The sequence below is a fragment of the Hymenobacter bucti genome (assembly GCF_042681145.1).
Lineage (GTDB): Bacteria > Bacteroidota > Bacteroidia > Cytophagales > Hymenobacteraceae > Hymenobacter > Hymenobacter bucti.
Window position 1 is genome coordinate 566,857 of the sequence record NZ_JBHUFD010000005.1, and the last position, 22,663, is coordinate 589,519.

The following is a 22,663-nucleotide window of genomic DNA, read 5'->3' on the forward strand; positions in this document are numbered from 1 at the left end:
GAGCAATGAGCAGCCTGATTTACGCAGACTGCTCATTGCTCATTGTTAATTGCTCACTACTAATCGAAATGCACCAGCGGCTTGGCGCTCTTCTTGTAAAACGCGTACTCGATTTTGAGTGTCGCGGTCATGAAACTATCGTTCGATTTGGGGTTGCCGCGCTGGCTGATGCCGTCGAGCAAATCGGTGCTGGTGAAGTAGTACAGGCCCTCCAGGGTGAAGTAGAGCGAGCGGCTGGCGCGCAGCGTAACGCCAGCGCCCACGGGCAGCACCGCCGCCACGCCCGAGAAAGAGGCCGTGTTGTTGCCCTCGGCGGGCAGCAGCACATTGCCAAAAGGCGTGGCCTGGGCCACGGATGGGTTGTACACCATTCCTCCTACTCCGGCCTGCAAAAACGGCTGCCAGGTGGTAGGGCGGTTGTTGAGCCCAATGTACATACTCTTGTCGGCCAAGATATTGTAGCGCAGGTAAGTCGTCAGCACCGCATCGGTGCCCCCAAAGCGGTAGGCGCGGTCGGGAAACTGGTCCACGGCCCTCAGGCGCACAAAGCCTAGGTCGGCCCCGAAGGTGAGGTGCGGGCTAAGCGTGCGCACCAGCCCGAGGCTGAGCCCGAGGCGCAGAGTATTATCGCGCAGCCGGCCGGTGAGGTCGCCGTTGTAGCTGGCCAGGTTGAAGCCCAGCGCCAGGCGCGTGGGCAGGCGGCGGTAGGGCTGGTGACCGGGCGTGTAGAAGTGGCGGGGCGGGTGGTAGTCGGCGGGGGCGGCCAGCGTGGGGGCCGACAGGCCGGCGGCCAGGCTGCCGCTCAGCAGCGCGGTAAGTACAAAGCGCATTATGTCAAAAAATAAGAGAATAGACCTCGCAGCCAGCGACTACGTAGGCGACTTGCTGCCCCATACGGTGCGCCCGCTCTAGTAGTTGGGCCGCGGGCCGGGGCAGTATCTTGCGCTCCTTATCCTGGTTTGCCCTAATGACTGTTCATTTCTCTCTCCCCTACCGCACTGCCTACGGCCAGCGCCTGGTATTGTGCGGCTCGCTACCTACGCTGGGCCACTGGCAGTTGGCCGAGGCCCTGCCCCTGCACTACGACGAAGCCACTACCCGCTGGAGCGCCCAGGTAGAGGTGCCCGCCGCTGCGGCCGCGGCGCCCATTACGTATAAGTACGTGCTGCTATTTGAGGGCGGCGGCGCGGTGTGGGAGTGGGGCGACAACCGCACCCTGGCCCTGCCTCCCGCGGGCTACGAGCACCTGGAGGTGCGCGACTACTGGCGCGCCCCGGCCCAGGACGACAACGAGTTGTTTACGGCCGCGTTTACCGAGGCGCTGTTTCGGCGCCCCGCCCCGGCCGCTGCCCCCGCCGCCAAAGTGGCCACGGCCAAGGTAGCCAAGGGCAAAAAGAAAGCCGACGCCGCCCCGGCCGCCGACACCCCTGCCGCCCCGGCCCCTACCCTACGCCTGCGCCTGGCCGCCCCCCGCGTGGCCACCGGGCACCAAGTGTGCGTGCTAGGCTCCGACCCCGCCCTAGGGGCCTGGGACCAGGGTCCCGCCGTGGTGCTCTCCGATGCCGACTATCCCTACTGGCAGGCCGACATCACGCTGGCTAATCCCGAGGCCGAGCTGCACTACAAGTATGGCCTCTGGGACGCCGCCACCCACACCGTGGTGCAGCTCGAAACCGGCGACAACCGCGTGCTGCCCGGCGCCGCCCTAGGTACCCTGCGCGTGGCCGACGACGAGGGCTTCCGCTATGCGGCTGGGCCGTGGCGCGGGGCCGGCGTGGCGCTGCCCGTGTTCTCGCTGCGCAGCGAAAACGGCCTGGGCGTGGGCGAGTTCAACGACCTGAAGCTGCTCATGGACTGGGCCGCCAAAACCGGCTTGAGCGTGGTGCAGGTGCTGCCCATCAACGACACCACGGCCACCCACACCTGGGTCGACTCGTACCCCTACGCCGCCATTTCGGTGTTTGCGCTGCACCCGCAGTATCTCAACCTAGAGAGCATTGCCAAGCTCAAGGACAAAAAAGCGGCCGCTGAGCTGGCCAGCTTGCGCGAGGAGTTCAACGCCAAGGACTTTGTGGACTACGAGCCGGTAATGAACGCCAAGTGGAAGTTTTTGAAGCTGCTCTATCAGCAGGAGAAAGCCAAGTTTTTGGCCGACCCGGCCTTTCATCAGTTCAAAGCTGAGCAGGGCGCGTGGCTCATCCCCTACGCCGCCTTTTCGGCCCTGCGCGACCGGTTTGGCACCGCCGACTTCCACGAGTGGCCCAAGGAGTTTCGGGCGCCCCACGGGCTGGCCGAATTGGTAGACGAGCACGGCGCCGACTTCGACGAGTTTGGGCTGCACTTCTTCACCCAGTTTCACCTCGACAAGCAGCTGACCGCCGCCGTCAATTACGGCCGCGAGCGCCACGTGGTGCTCAAGGGCGACCTGCCCATTGGCATCTACCGCCACTCGGTGGACGCCTGGACCCAGCCCGAGCTCTACCACATGGACCAGCAGGCGGGCGCCCCGCCCGACGACTTCTCCACCACCGGCCAGAACTGGCGCTTCCCCACCTACAACTGGGAGCGCATGGCCGAGGACAACTACGCTTGGTGGAAGCAGCGCCTAGGTCACCTTTCGCGCTATTTCGACATGCTTCGCATCGACCACATCCTGGGTTTTTTCCGCATCTGGGAAATGCCCGGCAACTCGGTGGAGGGCTTGCTGGGGCACTTTTCGCCCGCGCTGCCCCTGCACCGCGACGAGATACAGCGCCGCCTAGGGTGGTTCAACTATGGCCGTTTGTGCGCGCCCTACATCCGCTGGCACCTGCTGGAGCGCACCTTCGGCGCCGATGCCCAGGCCGTGTTCGATGAGTTTATGGTGGCCGATGAGTACGGCGCCATTCAGCTGCGGCCGCCCGTGGCCAACCAGCGCCAGATTGAGGCCTACACCAACCAGGAAATCGAGCAGCACCCCGAGCGTGCCGAGTTCTTGTTGCGGGTGCGGCCGGGCCTCTACCACTTTGTGAGCGAGGTGCTATTCTTGCCCGCTGGCAACGACTTCTACCACCCCCGCATCACGCTCAACAAGTCGGACAGCTTTAAGGAACTAGATGGCGACGACACCAAGCGCCGCCTCTACGACGACATCTACGTTGATTATTTCTTCCGCCGCCACGAGGAGTTTTGGCGCGAGCAGGGGCTAGTGAAGCTGCCGCCCGTGCGCTACGCCACCAACATGCTCATCGCGGGCGAGGACCTCGGCATGGTGCCCGCCTCGGTGCCCGGCGTAATGAAGCAGCTCGGCATGCTGAGCCTGCACATTCAGCGCATGCCCAGCAACCCCGCCACCGAGTTTGGCAACCCCGCCACCGCGCCCTACCTCTCGGTGGTAAGCCCCGGCAGCCACGACATGAGCACGCTGCGCGGCTGGTGGGAGGAGGACCACGTGCGCACCCAGCGCTTCTTCGAAACGGCCCTCGGGCACTGGCGCCAGCTGGCACCCTACTACGCCGAGCCCTGGGTGATTCGCGAAATGATTTTGCAGCACCTGGCCTCGCCAGCCATGTGGGCCATCTTCCCGCTGCAAGATTTGCTAGCCATAGACACTCACTTGCGCCGCGCAAACCCCCACGACGAGCAAATCAACGTGCCCAGCAACCCGCAGAACTTCTGGAAATACCGCCTGCACGTGCCGCTCGAAGAGCTCAACGACGCCGCCGGCCTCAACGAGCCCCTGCGGGCGCTGGTGGCGGAGAGCGGCCGGGACCGCGTGTATTAGCCCGCCCAGTTACCCATTGCAAGTTCAGAAAGGCTACCCTAGCGGGTAGCCTTTTTTTTGGCCCTTTCGGCAGCCCGGCGCCCGGCGCCTGCTGGCACCTGGCTAGGCCCGGACCGACCAAGGCTGGCGACGAGTAGCAGCCTCCTCAACTTTTGGGCCCGAAACTACCCGCTTTGCGTTCGCAGCCGGCGTGGCAATTACCTAGGGCCGCTGCAAACTCAACCAGTGGCATTTTCACTTAAAAAGCAGCGAAAAGAATAGAGTTTTTTATTCTTAAAATACAATTTATGACTAGGCTAGCATTTCCTATAAATTTATATATTTAGACCACATTTTTCTTATTATTTATTTAACTATTCTAATAAAATAGCTTACGCCATAGAATGACACTCTAAAAAATAGACTCGAAAGTGTAATATTATTTGTTATCTGTTTTTCAGATATTTATGATTATTATATTCGTCTATTTTTTTGATGAATTTTGCATTCAGCTAATAAACGGCGCTCATTTCAGGACTCTTTTTTTGTGTTGTTTTGAGATACATCTTGTTAATTTTGTCGTACATAATTCGCTGTAACAGCTGAGTTTTCAGAAAGACATCAATTTATTTTATCCTTTTTTTCCTTCTCTAGTTTACTCTATGCGACCATCCTTACGACTAGGCATGCTGTTGCTAGGCTGGGCAGCCTTCCGGCCGCCCACGGTCCAAGCCCAAGTATGTGCTACTGCACCGGTCAATTTGGACTATCGGGTGTCCAACACTACTAACCCCTACGTGGCGGGCGACTGGCGGAACCGGGCGAGCGCACCCGCGCCCGATGCCAGTTCCTTCACGCAGGTGGGCACCACCTACACCTCGGCTGATGCGAACAGCACGCTGGCTACAGGGACGCTGAATGGCCAGACGCTGAGCTGGAGCGCTACCTATTCCTCGAAAACTAATGCGACTACCGGCTCGACGGTAACCTATACTTTTTCGCGGCCCGTGAGCAACCTCGCCGTGCGCGTACAGGACATCGACGCGATTTTTAATGCGGGGGGCTTACTCACAGCCAGCAGCGGCTTCACCGACGAGGTAACGTTCTCGGGGTCGCTTACTACAACGGGGCCAACCCCTACGACGAGCCCCGTAACGCCAACGTTAGCCAAGGCCAATGCGAGCACTCGCTACGTGACTATTGTGGGTACCACCGCCACGGGTGTTGTGGCTGATGGTAACAACGCCACCACCGACGATGCTACGGTAATTGCTACTTATCCCAGCGCGGTTACGTCCATCACGCTGCGGTATCGCAACTTAACGACGGCCACCACCGTCGCCAATCAGTCCGTTGGCATTGACAACATCAGCTGGTGCCGCATTGCGCCCACCGCCACCGCCGTTACTACGACTCCGGTGGCTAGCTCGGCTACGCAAGCTGGCATCCGGAGTCTGAGCGGCACGGCCGACGGTATTCTGAGCTACACGGTGACCTCGCTGCCCGGCAACGGCACGCTGCTCTACAACACTACGGGCACCACCTACGCCCCCGTGGCCCTGAACCAGAGCCTGACGGCGGCGCAGGCGGCTTCGCTGCGCTACACGCCCAACGCTGGCTTTACGGGCACCAGCACCACTTTCAACTACCGGGCTAAGGATGATAGCGGCCTGACCTCGGGCACGGTTGCGTACACCATTCCGCTGCAATACGTGGTGGCCTGCGGCACCACAACCACTACCCTAGACTTCGCCCCCCGCCCCGCGGGCGAAGACTGGAAAACCCACGCCGCGCTGGCCGTGCCCACCGGCGCTACCACCACCATCAGCTCGGGCAACTACACCACCAGCACCGCCACTACCTCGGTGCTGCAAATTGGTACGGCCAACTCTAACACGCTGCTCTGGAACAACGACTTTTCAGGCGCGGGCCGCACCTCGTCGGTGACCTTTACGTTCTCGCGCCCGGTGTCCAACTTCACCACCCAGGTGCAGGACATCGACGGAGCCGCGGGCAACTTCATCGATGTGGTAACCTTCGGTGGCGCCAACGCCGGCACCGCCGTGACGCCCTTTCTGACCGTGGCCAACCCCAACGCGGGCGTGGTGACCGTGAGCGGCGCCACCGCCACCGGCCAGACTGCTACCACCAGCCCCGTTGATGGCACTGTGACGGCTTACTTCCCGAGCCCCATCACGACGCTGACCATCACCTACGCCAACGGCGTACCCGTCGCCACCTTGGCAGACCCGGGTAATCAGCTTATCGGCATCGATAACATGAGCTGGTGCCGCCTGGCCCCGGTGGCCAACAACGTGACCACCGCCCCGCTGCCGAGCACCGCCACCCAGGCCAGTATCAGCAGCCTCAGCGGCTCGAACCCGGACGGCGGCACCATTGCCTCGTACCTCATCACGAGCCTGCCGGCCAACGGCACCGGCACGCTGCTCTATAGCACGGCGGGCGGCACCTACGCCCCCGTAGCCCTTAACCAGAGCCTGACGCCGGCCCAGGCTTCTTCGCTGCGCTACACGGCCAATCCAGCCTACGCAGGCGCCAACACCACTTTCACCTACCAGGTAGTTGACGAGGTAGGGGCTACGTCGACCAGCCCGGCCACGTACACCATTCCGCTGCAATACGTGGTGCCCTGCGGCACAGCCACCAACACGTTTGCCTTCGGCTCGCGCCCGGCCAACGAAGACTGGAAAGCCCGCCCCGCGCTGGCCGTGCCCGCCGGCTCCACCACCACCATTAGCTCGGGCGGCTACTCCGCCAGCCCAACTAACCCAGCCGCAACGCTCCGGATTGGTACGGTGAATACCGTTGCTAGCCTAGGGTGGACCAACGACTACTCGGGCGCGGGCCGCACCTCGTCCATCACCTTCACTTTCTCGCGCGCCATTTCCAACTTCACCACGCGCGTGGTGGATATTGACGGAGCCGCGGGCAGCTTCATCGACGTGGTGACCTTTGCCGGTGCCAACGCCGGCACCGCTGTTACGCCCCTGCTGACGGCGGCCAACCCCAACGCGGGCGTGGTAACCGTGAGCGGCGCCACGGCCACCGGCCAAATCGCCACCGACAGCCCCATCGACGGCACCGTGACGGCTTCGTTTCCGAGCCCCATTACGACGCTGACCATCACCTACGCCAACGGCGTGCCCGCCGCCACTTTAGCGGACCCGGCCACCCAGACTATCGGCATCGATAACATGAGCTGGTGCCGCCTGGCCCCGGTGGCCAACAACGTGACCACCGCCGACATCTCGAATGCCTCGGGCCAGGTGCCCATCAGCAGCCTGAGCGGCACGGCCCCCGACGGCACCGTGAAGTCGTACACCATCGCGGCGCTGCCCCCGTCCAGCCAGGGCGTACTATACCTGAACGGCATGGTGCTGAACAAGCTGACGCTGACGCCGGCGGAGGCAGCCCAGCTCGCGTTTGCCCCGAACAGCGGCTACGCTGGCCCCGTCGTCTTCAACTACTTGACTACTGACGATGCCAACGTGACGTCTAACACGGCTACGTACACCATTCCGGTGGTGGCTACTGCCCCTCCTCTGGCCTGCGTTAACCCCAGCAAAGACGGCTCGCCTACCACGCTATCGACCAACCCGAACACCTACTTCCCAGCCACGGCTTCGGCCGCCAAGGGGGCTACCAGCATCACAATAGGCATGGGCATCCAAGGTGGGACGGCGGCAGCCAACACCATCTCGCAGGGCGACCTGCTACTGGTTATCCAGATGCAGGGCGCGGACATCGACTACACAAACACAGCCAGCTACGGCGATGGCGTGAGCGGCGGCGGAGCCAACGGCAATTCGGCAGCCAACTTTCAGGCTGGCACCTATGAGTACGTGGTGGCGGCTAACACTACGCCCCTTGGCCTAGGGGGCGGCAGCCTAGCCATTTCGCCCCTGGCAAACAGCTACGTAAGTTCGGCAGCTTCGGCCACGGCCGGCCCACGCCGCTTTCAGGTAGTGCGCATTCCGCAATACGGCAACGTAACGCTAACCGGCACGCTCAAGGCAACCGCCTGGAATGGCAGCATCGGCGGCATTATAGCCCTCGATGTGGCCGGCCAAATTAACCTCAACGGCAACTCCATCGACGCTTCGGGCCGCGGCTTCCGCGGCGGCGGGGGCCGCACGCAGGCTACGGCGGCAGGCAACAACAACGACTATGTGAACCTAACGACCGCCAACGCCAACGCGCAGAAGGGCGAAGGCACCGCCGGCACCCCACGCTACGTAACCGTGCCAACCTCTGCTGATGATGTAACTACTAATGCCATCAGCGACACGGGCATCGACGGCTACGCGGGTGGCACTAGCGGCCGCGGCGCCCCCGGCAATGCCGGCGGTGGTGGTAACAACAACATCAATAACAGCGGCGGCGGCGGCGGCGCCAATGGTGGCACCGGCGGCCGCGGAGGCGATAACTTTGGCGACAAATTAGCCATCGGCGGCGAGCCGGGCGCTAGCTTCAGCGCGGTCACAAGCTCGCGCCTGGTACTGGGCGGCGGCGGCGGCGCCGGCACCACCAACAACTCGACCGGCACGCCCGGCAATGGCCTGGCTAGCAGCGGGGCAACGGGCGGCGGTATTGTGCTGCTGCGCACGGGCACCATCACGGGTGCGGGCGCCATCCTGGCCAATGGCGGCAACGCCAACAACAGCACGGTCGACGACGGCGCGGGCGGAGGCGGCGCCGGTGGGGCCATCCTCATCACGGCCCGCAGCACCAGCGCCCTAACACTAAATGCTAATGGCGGCACGGGCGGCAATACCAACCCGGCCACCAACTCGGGCCCCCACGGACCGGGCGGCGGCGGCGGCGGCGGTGTCGTTTTCACCACCAGCGGCGTAACAGCCACGATAAGCGCTGCCGGCGGAGTCAATGGCACCACGGTAGAAACGAACGGCAGCCGGGTGGCCTTTGGCGCGGCTACTGGCCTAGGCGGCGTAACTAACACGGGCATCAATAACAGCATTGCGGGCAGCACGGCGGGCGCCAACTGCGTGGCCGACGTAGCCACGACCATCACGGGCCCAGCGTCGATAAGCGCTGGCCAGCCCACCGACAACTTCACGGTTACGTTCTCCAACGTGGGCACGGGCACCGCCACGGCCGTGGCGCAGCAGGTAATGCTGCCCGCGGGGTCGGGCCTGACGCCGGCCCAGCGCGCCGCCATCGTGGCGGCGTACCCGGGCACCACGTTTACCCCCGCCGCCACCGGCACCAGCGCGCCCATCACCATCGACTTTGGCACGCTGGCCCAACTGCCGAGCGGCGCCTCGTTCTCCTACGCCTTTGCCTACACGGCGCCCACGGTCCTAGGTACGGTAGCCACGAAAAGCACCACCACCACGAGCACCCCAGAGCTGGGCCTGGTGGCCAACAACATGGCCTCCTTCAGCTCGACGGTGACCGCCGCCGCCGACGTAACCGTGGCCCTGAGCGGCCCCACCACGCTCAACGCGGGCCAGCCCACCGGCATCTTCACGGCCACCTTCACCAATGAAGGCCCCAGTGCCGCCGCTAACGTGAGCCGCATCGTGACGCTGCCCAGCGGCGCCACGGTTTCGATGCAGCAGCAGGACGCCATCCGGGCAATTTATCCAGATGCTTCGTTCGCCACCGCCGGCACCATCGACTTCGGCCCCGTTGCCTCCCTGGCCAGCGATGCCCGCAGCGTAGTGATGTTCAGCTTTACGGCGCCGCTTGCCACAGGCGCCTCTACGCTCACGGGTACTACCAGCACGACCTCGGCCGAGGGCAGCAACGCCGCCCCGAACACGAGCCCACTAGCCCTGAACACGGTAGCCACGGCCGATGTGGTAGTCACCATCACGGCGAGCGCAACGCCCACAACCGGCACCTTCACCGTGACGTTCGACAACAAAGGCCCGCAAACGGCCAATGGCGTGATGGGCAACGTGCAGCTGCCCGCCGGCCTCACGGGCTCGGCTACGCCCAGCACCAACCCCGATGGCAGCAGCGACAACGGCGTGACCGTAACCAACGGCTACTACAATGCCACGACCGGCCTGGTGACTTACAATAATATGTCGCCCGCGAGCCTTGCCCCCAACAGCCCGTTCACCTCGACCATCAGCTACAACCTCACCAGCAGCCAGACGCCCGTAGCGGCTACGGCCAGCATGAGCACCACGACCAACGAGGCCGGCCTGACGGCCAACAACACGGCGACGGCCGTAACGCCCGCCCAGTTTGACCTGGCCACGACCCTCACGGGCCCGGCCACGACCATTGCGGGCTCGCCCATGGTGCTGTACGTGACCACGACCAACAACGGCCCCAACGGTGCGCCGGTGGCTTCGCAGACGGTTATCATTCCGTCTGATTTGCCCCTGACCAACGTGTACATCACCAACGGCGGCATCTACGTGTACAACGCAAACATGAAAACGGGCACGGTTACCTTCCCGGCGCTGGCCAACCTGCCCAGCGGCGAAACGGTGACCAACAGCGTCAGCTTCAGTGCGCCCGCTACCGCCTTCGCCCCCTCGGCCGTGGTAGCCCCCACGAGCGGCGACACGAACGCGGCCAACAATACGGCTTACCTCAACGGCAGCCCGACCAGCACGCAAGTAGCCATCACGAACGCCACGCTGGCCAAAACCAACGAGGCCACGACCATCACGGCCGATGCCACGATAGTGAGCGCGGGCTCGGTGGTTACCTACACGGTGCAGTCGTTCAACAACGGCTTCCTGAACACCACCTCGGTCAACAACGTGGTCGAGCGCGTGCAACTGCTGCCGGGCCTCACGTCCTCCGCCATCAACCCGGGCAGCTCAACGCTGACCGTGGGCGGGGTGAGCGGCACCCAGACGGGGACCATCATCTCGTTCGTAACGGCGGCGGGCACCACTACCTATGATACGGTAACGGGCTTGCTCACCTACCCGACCCTCCTTTCGCAGGCCAGCGGCAGCTCGTTTACCTACGACAAGCTGGCGGTAACGGTGCCGGCCAACGTCGGCAACAACGGCCAGTTGCTGGCCACGGCCTCGGTCAGCACCGACAACAGCGACCCCGTACCGGCCGACAACACGTCGTCGGTAGCGGTGAAAGTGGTTACGCCCGTCGACTTAACGGCACGCCTCACCGGCCCCAGCGCGGCCGCGGCCGGCCAGACGGTGAGCTACACGGCCACCTTCACCAACCAGGGCACCGGCTCGGCTACCTCGGTGGTCGAAACGGCCCAGCTGCCCGCCGGCCTCGCCAGCGTGCTCGTGCAGGATGCCACTGGCAACGTTATCACCAACGCGTATAACCCCGCCACTGGCCTGGTTTCGTTCCCCGCCGTGGCCAACGCCCCGGCCGGTAGCAGCCAGGTGTACAGCCTCTCGTTTGCCGCCCCGGCCCAAAGCTTCGCGGCGAGCAGCTTCGTCAGCAGCGGCACTACCGATGTGGCCACGACCAACAACACGTCGGCCCTGCGCACCACGGTGAGCCCCGCCGCCGACGTAGCCGTGTACCTGAGTGGCCCGGCCACCGCCGTAGCCGGCAACGCCGTGACCTACGCCGTAACCACGGCCAACAACGGACCTAGCACCGCCAGCGCCGTGCAAGCCACGCTGCAATTGCCGGCCGGCCTCACCGGCACGAGCGCAGTAGTAACCAATGCCGATGGCAGCAGCAACAATGGCGTGACCCTCACCGGCGGCGGCACCTACAATGCCACCACGGGCCTGGTTACTTTCCCGAGCCTCACGCTGGCTACCGGCGACAGCCGCGTGGGCCTGGTCACCTTCACTATGCCCAGCAGCTCGGCCAATGGCCAGCTCAGCGGCACGGCCACGGTTTCGACTACCAGCACCGACCTAGTGGCCGGCAACAACACCTCCGGCATCACGACGGCGGTGGCCCCGGCTACCCCCGACGTGGCTGACCTGGTCACGAGCATCACGACGCCGCCCTCGCCCGCAGTAGCTGGCGTCACGGTTGAGTACACCCTGAACTTCCGCAACACCAGCGGCACCACGGCGGCCATCAAGGTGATGCCCACTGCCTACCTGCCCGCCGGGCTAACCAACGTGGTGGTGCGCGACGCTGGCGGCGTGGTAGTACCCAATGCTTACAACAGCGTTACCGGCCAAATCACGCTGCCTACCATCGACAGCCAGGGCCCTGGCAACCTGACTAGGTATACCGTCAGCCTCACGGCTCCCGCCAATGCGGTCGCCATCTCGGCTTCGTCGGTGTCGTCCAACACGTCGGACCCCAACCCGGCCAACAACGTAGCGGGCAGCCAGCTCAACATCACGCCGGCTTACGATGTGGTGACCAGCCTGGCCGGCCCGGCCTCGGCCCAGCCCGGCAGCGTGAACACCTACTCAGTAACCACGACCAACAACGGCCCCTCAACCTCGTCGGCCACCGCCAACAGCACCACCCAGATGGTGACCGTACCAGCCGGCTCGACCGTGGGCGGCCTGCCCACGGGAGCTTCCTACGATAGCGGCACGGGCTTGATTACCTTCCCGGCCATCAGTGGCCAGGCGGCCGGTGCCAGCGGCGCTGTCACCAACTCGTTCACCGTTGTCATGCCTGCTACGGGCAGCCTGCCCCTCACGGCCACGGTAACCGCTACCGGCGAGAGCAACCCCGATAACAACGGCGCTACCCTGACCACTGCCCAGGCCAACCAGGCCCCGGTGGCGCAGAACCTGTGGAACACGCTGCAAAACGCCCGTGGCAACACAGCCAACCAGCAAGCGCCCACTGGCCTGCTCATCTCGCCGCTCAACGCGACCGATGCCGACGGCACCGTCAGCAAGTACGCCCTGGTGAGCCTGCCCGACCCCACGCAGGGCATCCTGTACCTCAGCAACGGCACCCGGGCCTCCGTGGGCGACGTGCCAGCGGCGGGCCTGTACTTTGCGCCTACCCTCGGCTACGTGGGCAACGCCACCTTCACGTTCCAGGCCATCGACAATGGGCTGACCGTGAGCAACACGGCGCTGTACACCATTCCGGTGGCGCAGGACCAGAACTCGGCCTACACCACGTACAACTCGGGCAAGAGCATCTACGCGACCAACGAGGTACTGGCCCAGGCTGTTGACCCCAACGCGGCCATCTACAACAGCACCGGCACCATCTACAACCCCGATGGTGCGCTGCAAGGCGGCGCCAGCAATGGCCTGGCCAACGCCGTGCTTGCCTCGGGCACGCTGCCCACTGGCGTAAGCCTCGACCCAGCCACCGGCCGCATCTACGTGAGCGACGCCAGCCTGCTGCCCAAGCTGACGCAGACGACCAGCTACTCGCTGCAGGTAACCACGACCGACGCCAACGGCGGCACCAGCACCGTACCCGTTACGTTTGCCCTCGGGGCTACCCCACTGCCGGTGGTACTGGTTGAGTTCACGGCCCAGGCCGTGGCCAACCGCGACGCCCTGCTCAACTGGCGCACCGCCTCGGAGAAGAACAACGACTACTTCGAAGTCGAGCGCAGCTTCGACGGCACCAGCTTCACGGCCATTGCCAAAGTAGCCGGCCACGGCACCACCGCCGCCGCCTCGACCTACACGCTCACCGATGCCGGCGTAGCGGCCAAGGCCACCGGCCTCGTCTACTACCGCCTGCGCCAAGTGGACCGCGACGGCACCAGCTCCTACTCGCCCCAGCGCACCCTCAGCTTCCCCAAAGTGGCGGCCGTGAGCCTGGGCCTGTACCCTAACCCCGTGGCCACCACCACCAGCCTCGACCTGAGCCAGCTGCCCGCCGCCCGCACCTACCAGGTGCTGCTGCTCGACGCCACCGGCCGCCAGGTGCGCACCTGGACCCTGGCCGGCGGCCGGCCCCAGCCCCTGGAGCTGACCGGCCTGGCCAGCGGCTCCTACGTGCTCGTCGTGGCGGGCCAGCAGCCCGACGGCTCGCCCCTGCGCCAGGCCCTGCGCCTGACCAAGGAATAAGCCAACCGGCCCCCTAGGCACCAAAAAGGCCCTTCCCATTCGGGAAGGGCCTTTTTTTTGGCCCCCGCGCTGGCTCGGGCTGGCAAGCCCTAGGCCACCGCCAAAGTGGCACCGGTGCGCCCGGTTGATGGGCTGGCAAGCCGGGCGAAACCCAGGCCGCCGTGCCCCAGGAAGGGGACGAACAGACGAGTTAAATTTATTCTCGCTTTAATACCAATTTATAAAATGAATACAAAATAAATTATTGTAAGTTTTTATTCATAAAGTACAATATACAAAAACCTTCAATATGTCTAAAATATGATTTCAAAGAGAAAAAAGCTCATTTTACGCCATTTTTATAGCTATTCGAAGAAACTTCGTTTTTCGAACTACAATTCCAACGCTACATTTGCATAAGTGACAAGAGTTAGTTTCTATCTTTTTAATACAATTTTGCTTTATGCCAATAGCTTTACAAGGCCGACGCTGGGCACTCTGGCTACTAGCCACAGCATGGGGCACGCCCGCTACGGGGTGGGCTCAACAGTACATCGGGGGTAACCTGGTGACAAACGGAACTTTCAGCTCGCAGCCCGGTGGCACCAACATCGCGGCGGGCAACGACCTAGGGGGCTGGCGGAGCAACCACGTGTACGCGGGCTCGGGCGTGTACCCCACCGAAGGGCTACTGGCCGGCCAAACGGGCACGGAGACGCGAGCCGCCCAGAACATTTCGCAGGTTCCCTTTCCGGGCGACCCTAGCCAGGGCGTGGCGGGCAGCAACACGTGGCTGCACTACAACGGCCAGTCCACCAACCAGTTTTTGTGGATTCAGACTATCAACCTGGTCAACGGGGCCACTTACGCCTTCAGCACCTACGCGTCCAACGCCCTGGCCCCTACGGCTACCGCGGCCAACAAGCCGGTTTTGGGGTTTGCGGTGTCGTATAACAACGGCACTAGCTACGCCGGCATAGGGGCCACCAGCATGGTGGAAGAAGACGTGCTGGCAACCGGGCACAACGGGCAAGACCTGTGGGACCGGTACCAGCGCCCGCTTACGGTGCCGGGCACCTCGGGCACGACCAGTACGATACTCGTGCTCTACGATGGCAGCGGCAACAGCAATGCGCCGGGGGGCGAGCTCGCCCTCACGGCGATTGCGGTGCGCCGCATCAACCAGCTGCCCCGCGGCCAGCAAACGGCCCCCACGGTGTTTGGCCGCCAGGGCATTGTGGCGCTGCCTACCCTGCGCGCCGACGACCCCGACCCCGACGGCTCGGTGGTAGCCTACAAAATCAAGGTCTTGCCCCCGGCTTCGCAAGGGGTGCTGCTGCTGAATGGCTCGCCGGTGCGCGCCAACCAGGTGCTGACGACCACGGAGGCGGCCGCGCTGAGCTTCAACCCCAACCAGAATTTCTCGGGCAACGCGCTGTTTACGTACACCGCTACCGACAACGTGGGCGACGAGAGCCTCGACCTGAACTACGGCATTCCGATGGATGCCAACTCCTGCAACACGCAGTCGGTATTCAGCTTTGCCAGCCGCGCGCTAATCGAAGACTGGACCACGGCGCGCACCGCCACAATTGATGGCATCACCATCACCAGCGCTTACACGGCCCCGACCCTCACGACCTCCACGGCCTCGCTGCTCGTATCAGACGAAACCGGCAACGACCCGGGTACCGCCCAGCCCGGCAAAGGCTTGGTGTGGACGGCCGACTACGGCCTGGACGCAACCCAGGCGGCGGCCAACCGCCAATCGAGCATCCGGTTCAGCTTTACCGATGCGGCGAGCGGCGCAACGCGCTTGCTCAACAACTTTACGCTCGTGGTGGGCGACATTGACCGGGGCTCGGCACCCGGCGCCACGCCGACTAATTTCATCGACCGCGTGACCTTTACGGGCACTCAGGCTAACGGTACTACCGTGACCCTGACAGCGGCCGACGTGGCCCTGGCCCCCACCAACTCGTTTGCCAACAATGCCGTGACGGGTACCAGCCTCTCGGGCAGCCCGGCCGGCAACGTGGTGCTGGCCTTCCCGGTGCCGGTGCGCGACGTGACGGCCACCTACAGCTCGGCGCAAGCCGTGAATGACCCGGACGAGCAGAAGGTGACCATCCTGAACCTGTCGTGGTGCGGCGAGGCCGACCTGGCCACCACCATCAGCGGCCCGGCTACGGCCGCCGCCGGCCAAACGGTGTTTTACTACGCCACTACTACCAACACCGGCCCGCGCACGACCAGCAGCGCCAGCACCACCATTACGCTGCCCGGCAAGCCGGCCGCTAACACGGTGAACGTGCCCAACGGCACCTACGACGCCAGCACCGGCATCGTCACCTTCAACACCACGACCCTGGCCCCTGGCAACGCGTCGGTCAACTACGTGAGCTTCGTGATGCCCGCGGGCGCTACGTCCTTCACGGGCCAGGCCAAGAGCAGCGCCCTCGAAATCGACAACACGGCCGCCAACAACAACGGCACGGCCACGGCGGCCAACGTAACGACCACTGTGGGCGCCACCGGCGCGGCGGGCACGGTGCTCAGTTGCCCACCTACACCAGGCAAAGACGGCACGGTAGCCTCGCTCACGGCTGCCCCCAACACGTACTTCCTGCCCGCGGCCAATGCCGCCGCCGGCCAGCGCGCCATCAGCCTCAGCGCTACTGCCCTCAGCGGCACGGGCGCGGCCAATGCCGGCACGGCGCTGGCCCCCGGCGACCTCGTGCTCATCGTGCAGATGCAGGGCGCGGCCATCACCACGGCCAACGATGATACGTACGGCGACGGCGTGGCCGGCCCTTCGGCCAACGGTAACCTGACGACCAGCTTCACGGCGGGCCGCTACGAGTACGGCGTGGTAGCCACTACCAGCGCTACCATCACGCCCGGCGCGGCCGGCACGCTTACCCTGCGCGACAACCTGACCTACGCCTACACCCAGGCCAACGCCTCGGGTACCCAAGGGCAGCAGCGCTACCAGGTCATCCGCATTCCGCAGTACACGGCCCTCACCCTAGGTGGCACCATTGCGCCCCCGGCCTGGAACGGTCAGCTGGGCGGCGTGCTGGCCCTCGACGTGGCGGGTCCTCTCAACTTCAACGGCCAGCGCCTCGACGCCTCGGGCGCGGGCTTCCGGGGCGGCGCGGGCCGCACACTAGCCGGCACCGCTGGCTTTAACAACACTGATTACCGCACCGCCAACACCTCGAACGGGGGCAAGGGCGAAGGCACGGCTGGCACGCCTCAGTTTGTGGCCACCTACCCGGCCAGCGGCACGGCCGGCACGCTCGTGAACACGGGCAGCAGCTACCCGGCCGGCGACAACGGCCGCGGCGCACCCGGCACGGCCGGCGGCGGCGGCACCGATGCCGCCACCGACAACTCGCAGAACACCGGCGGTGGCGGCGGCGCCAACGGCGGCCGCGGCGGCCGCGGCGGCAACTCCTGGGCTACTAACCTGGCCGTGGGCGGCGAGCCCGGCGCGGCGTTTCCGCTGGCGAGCAGTTCGCGCCTGGTACTGGGCGGCGGCGGCGGCGCGGGCGTTACCAACAACGGCAGCGGCAACGACGGCACGGGCAACGCGTTTGCTGGCCTGGCCAGCAGCGGCGCCCCCGGCGGCGGCATCGTGCTGGTGCGCACCGGCTCGGTAACGGGCGCGGGCAGCATCGTAGCCAACGGCTACAACGCCGACAACAGCGTCGACAACGACGGCAGCGGCGGCGGCGGCGCGGGCGGCAGCATCTTGCTGACGGCCCAAAACCCGAACACCCTAGGTAGCATCGGCCTGGCCGCCACGGGCGGCACGGGCGGCACCAATACCGGCGGCGGCGTAGCCCACGGCCCCGGCGGCGGCGGCGGCGGCGGCTTCATCGTTAGCAATGGCCCCACGGCCAGCGCTAACGCCACGGCCGGCACCAGCGGCCTCACGGTAGGCGGCGTAGCCTTCGGCGCTGAGGCCGGCACGCTGGGCGTGGGCAACCCCGCCATCAGCAACAGCATCGCCGCCTCGGCGGCCAACGCTAGCTGCGTGGCCGATTTGGTTAGCGTAATCACTGGCCCCGCTGCCACTACAGCGGGCGGCACGGTTAACCTAGTGGTTAATTTCTCGAACTACGGTGCCCTTCCAGCTGCGGGCCTTTCGGCACGGGTATCGTTACCAGCCTCCCTGCTACTAGCCAATATCTCCGCGCCGGGCGCTACCATTACGGGTGGGGTCACGCAGCCCTACATTCTTACTTACTCCTCCGCGTCGTTCAGCTCGCTGGCGGCGGGCGCTAGTCAGTCGTTCAGCCTTTCGTACACGGCCCCCCTTACGGGCACGGCCAACGTGCGGGCTGATGCGGCCATCTCAACCACGACGGCTGAGCCTTACACCGTCAATAACCCATCTTTTATCATCACCAACATCGGTAACTATGCCGATGTGACAACAACCATCACGGGGCCGGCCTCGGTAAACCCTGGCCTGCCCACGGGCGACTTCACGGTGAACTTCACCAACAACGGCCCGGCCACGGCCCTAGGTATCACGCAGTCGGTAACGCTGCCCACGGGCGCCAGCATTTCGCCGGCCCAGCTGGCGGCGCTACAGGCTAAGTACCCTGCTTCGACCGTGACGATAGCTTACAACACGAACACGCGGGTGCTCTCGTTTACGCCCACCACGGGCAACAACACCCTGCCTTCGGGCATTAGCAACACGTACAGCTTCCCCATCACGGCCTCGGCTACGCCGGGCAGTGTGGTTCTCACGAGCAACATTGGTACTTCTTCAACAGAGAACGCCAGCGGCGGCGCCGGGACCGGAGTGCAGCCTAATACTGCTACCACCAACTTAACGGTGGCTCCGCTGGCCGACCTGGTGGCCAGCATCACGAACAACAATGTGGCGACGGTAGCCGCCGGCGGCACGGGCAACTTCGTGGCCACCTTCACCAACAACGGCCCGAGCGCCGCCGACAACGTGACCCCGACCGTGCAGCTGCCCACCGGCCTCACGAACGTGACGTTCCTCAACGGCCTCGTTGGCACCTACAACGCTACGACCGGCCTGGTAACCTTCCCGGCCACCGCTACCCTGGCCTCGGGCGGCAGCCTGAGCTCGACCATTCGCTTTACCATGCCAAGCAGCCAGGTAGTGGCCGCCGCTTCGGTGAACACTACTACCAACGAAGGCGCCAACACGGCCAACAACACGGCCATCGCCACGATTGCCAACTCGTCGAACTTCGACGTGACGACTACCATCACCGGGCCTCCTTTTGCCGCGCCCGGCACGTCGGTAACGCTGAGCGTGCTGACGCAGAACCTAGGGCCCGGCGTGGCGCCCAGCACCACCCAGACGGTGCTGATACCGGGCGTGTACACGAGCCTTTACGTGAGCAACGGCGGCACGTTCTCGAACAACGGCACCAACACGACCGTGACCTTCCCGGCCGTGCTGGGCCTGGCCAGCGGCGCCAACGTGAACAACACCATCACGCTGACCATGCCAGCCGTGCCTGTCAATGACATTACCGCGACCGTGGTGGCCGCAGGCGAAACCAACAACATCACGAACAGCAACGCGGCGAGCATCGGCTCGACGGCCGGCACGGCGGGCAACGTAAACCTGTACGCCACCATCTCGGCGGCTAACTACGAAACGCCTACCACGCCCCTGACCGGGCCAGTAGTGCCGGGCACCACGCTGCAACTCAACATCACGACCGGCAACTACGGCCCGACCGCGGCGGCCAACTCGGTGACGCGGGTAGACCTGCCCGCCGGCCTGAGCGGCGTAGTACTCAGCAACGATGGCACGTACAACGCCACTACGGGCGTTGCCACGTTCCCGGCCGTATCCAGCCGGGCGCAGGGCACTTCGCTGAACTACACCATCGTACTACCCGCGCCTACCACTGGCCCACTGGTGCCGGTCGTGAGCATCACGTCGGCCTCGGCCGAAACTGTGGTAGCCGACAACGTGGCTTCGACCAAGGTTGACATCCTGACTCTGACCGACGTGACGACTTCGCTCAGCGGCCCCACCGCCCCCACGGTGGGCCAGCCAGCCACCTACGCCGTAACGACCACCAACAACGGCCCGGCGCCAGCCGCCGGCGTGGTGCAAACGGTGCAGCTGCCCGCCGGCCTCGCCTCGGTAGCCCTGGCTAATGCCAACGGCACGGCCATCGCGCTGCCCGCCGGCGCCTACAATGCGGCTACCGGGCTGCTCACGCTGCCTACGGCCGCCGTGGCTGCTACTCAGGTGGCGGGGGCTTCGGTACTCAACTACGTGACCTTCACGGTGCCCGCCAGCACGGGCTACCCGGTAACGGCCGCCGTGGCCACTACCTCGCAGGAAACGAACGCGACCAATAACACGGCTACCCTCACCACTACCCCGGCCCCCACGGCCGACGTAAGCGTGACCCTGAGCGGCCCCGGCACCGTGGCGCAGGGCAGCCTAGTAACCTACATCGTAGCCACTACCAACGCCGGCCCTTCGGTGAACCCCAGCTCGGCCACGACCGTGCAGCTGCCCACCGGCCTGAACAACGTGCAGGTGAGCGGCGGCGGCTCGTACAACAGCAGCACGGGCCTAGTAACCTTCCCGGCGCTCAGCGACCAGGCGCCCGGCGCGGCGGGCGCGGTAGGCAACACCATCTCGTTTGTGGCGCCTACCACTACGCCCCTCACCGTGACGGCCCAGGTGGCCGTGACCCCGGCCGGCAACGACCCGAACCTGAACAACAACTCGGCCACCGTGAACACCACCGTGACCCCGTCGAACACCAACCTGCTGGATGAGTCGACGACTATCGCGGCCACCGTGGGCGGCGCGGCCGTGAGCACCACCAACCCCGTGGTAGCCGGTGGCTCGGTCACCTACAACCTGACGGCGACTAATACGAACCTACCAAACGCCAATCCAAGCGTTGCGGCCAGCAACGTAGTGCTGCGCCTGCAACTGCCCGCCGGCCTCAACGCAGCCGACGTAGTGCTCAGCAGCGGCAGCTACGACCCGGCCACCGGGGTGGCCACGTTCAGCACCCTAGGTACCCAAAACTCGGGCGTGAGCAACAACTTCTCGGCCACCATCAACAACGTGCCGGGTGGCACTACCTCGCTGCTGGCCACGGCCTACGTGAGCACTACCAACAGCGACTCGAACCCGAACAACAACGTGGCCCCGCTGACGCTGCCCCTGGCGCCGCGGGCCGATGTTACCACGACCATCAGCGGCCCCAGCACTATCGCGCCCAACTCGTCGGCCACGTACTTCGTGACCACCCGCAACGTGGGCCCCTCAGCCGCCTCGGCCGTGAACACCACCGTGCAGCTGCCCACCGGCCTAGGTGGCGTGGTAGTGAGCGGCGGCGGCAGCTACGATGCCAACTCCGGCCTCGTCACCTTCCCCACCGTGGCTACCCTGCCCGGCTACTCGGGCACCGCGGCGGCCAACACCGCCGCCCCGGCCCTGGAATACACCATCACGCTCACGGCCCCGAGCACCATCACGACCTCGGCGGGCTACACCCTCACGAGCACCGTGAGCACCACCACCACCGAGCTCGCTACCCAGGCCCCCAACACGGCCAGCCTCACTACCACGGCCGCCAACCAGCCGCCGGTGGCCAGCAACGTAGTGAACTCGCTGCAAGCGCCCCAGGGCAACACCGGCCAGCAGCTGCCCCTCTCGCCGCTACTGGCTACCGACCCCGATGGCAGCGTGAACAGCTATACGCTCAGCACGCTACCCACCACCGGCACGCTGTTTTACAACAACGGCGGCACCTACACGGCCATTACCAGCGCTAACCTGCTGGGCGCGGCCTCGCCGCTGAACCTGACGCCGACCCAGGCCCAAACGCTGCGCTACACGCCGGCCACGGGCTTTGCGGGCAATGCCTTCTTCAGCTACGTGGCTACCGACAACGCCAGCCCGGCCCTGACCAGTGCTTCGGCCCTCTACACCATTCCGGTGGGTGCCGACAACGCCTCGACGTATGCCAATACGCCGGTGAAGGCTTCGGCCGCCGCCTACGTTGCCAACGATGTCATCGCCTTCGTGACCGACAACAACGGCGCCGTGTACAACACCAGCGCGCTCGTGTACAATGCCACCAGCGGCACCCTGCAAAGCGGGGCCGCCAACGGGGTAGCCGTGGCTACTTCGACGGGCACTTTCACCAGCTCGCAGTATGGCAACGTCACCAACCTGTCGCAGCTGGGTCTGGTGCTCAACGCCGCCACCGGCCAGATTCAGGTGCAAACGCCCGGTAGCCTGCGCGCCGGCACGTACACGCTCAACATCACGACCACCGACCAGTACGGCGGCATCACCACGCAGCCGGTTACGTTCGTCATCGGCGGCACCCCGCTGCCAGTAGTGCTGGTTGAGTTCACGGCCCAGGCCGTGGCCAACCGCGACGCCCTACTCAACTGGGCCACCGCCTCGGAGAAGAACAACGACTACTTCGAGGTCGAGCGCAGCTTCGACGGCACTAGCTTCACGGCCATTGCCAAAGTAGCCGGCCACGGCACCACCGCCGCCGCCTCGGCCTACACGCTCACCGATGCCGGCGTAGCGGCCAAGGCCACCGGCCTCGTCTACTACCGCCTGCGCCAAGTGGACCGCGACGGCACCAGCTCCTACTCGCCCCAGCGCACTCTCAGCTTCCCCAAAGTGGCGGCCGTGAGCCTGGGCTTGTACCCTAACCCCGTGGCCACCACCACCAGCCTCGACCTGAGCCAGCTGCCCGCCGCCCGCACCTACCAGGTGCTGCTGCTCGACGCTACCGGCCGTCAGGTGCGCGCCTGGACCCTGGCCGGCGGCCAGCCCCAGCCCCTGGAGCTGACCGGCCTGGCCAGCGGCTCCTATGTGCTCGTGGTGGCGGGCCAGCAGCCCGACGGCTCGCCCCTGCGCCAGGCCCTGCGCCTGACCAAGGAATAAGCCAACCGGCCCCCTAGGTACCGAAAAGGCCCT

The 22,663-nt window shown here is 65.1% G+C and carries 4 protein-coding genes; 3 read left to right on the forward strand and 1 reads right to left on the reverse strand.

Annotated features, from left to right (window positions below; translation table 11 throughout):
• Positions 1 to 59: 59 nt before the first annotated feature.
• Positions 60 to 830, reverse strand: a complete 771-nt coding sequence (locus tag ACFSDX_RS14540) for a hypothetical protein (RefSeq protein ID WP_382314746.1) — start codon at positions 828 to 830, stop codon at positions 60 to 62.
• A gap of 137 nt (positions 831 to 967) precedes the next feature.
• On the opposite strand from ACFSDX_RS14540, the gene ACFSDX_RS14545 reads away from it, so the two are divergent.
• The 3 genes from ACFSDX_RS14545 to ACFSDX_RS14555 all read left to right on the forward strand — a co-directional run bounded on the left by ACFSDX_RS14545 (position 968) and on the right by ACFSDX_RS14555 (position 22,630).
• Positions 968 to 3,763 carry a 4-alpha-glucanotransferase gene (locus ACFSDX_RS14545; RefSeq protein ID WP_382314748.1) on the forward strand — a complete coding sequence of 932 codons (2,796 nt, stop codon included), beginning with the start codon at positions 968 to 970 and terminating at the stop codon, positions 3,761 to 3,763.
• A 752-nt stretch (positions 3,764 to 4,515) separates the two neighbouring features.
• The gene (locus ACFSDX_RS14550; protein WP_382314750.1) at positions 4,516 to 13,698 is read left to right on the forward strand and encodes a hypothetical protein; all 9,183 of its coding nucleotides are present in this window, start codon (positions 4,516 to 4,518) and stop codon (positions 13,696 to 13,698) included.
• A gap of 547 nt (positions 13,699 to 14,245) precedes the next feature.
• Complete coding sequence (locus tag ACFSDX_RS14555) at positions 14,246 to 22,630, forward strand: beta strand repeat-containing protein (protein WP_382314752.1); 8,385 nt, start codon at positions 14,246 to 14,248, stop codon at positions 22,628 to 22,630.
• Positions 22,631 to 22,663: the final 33 nt, after the last annotated feature.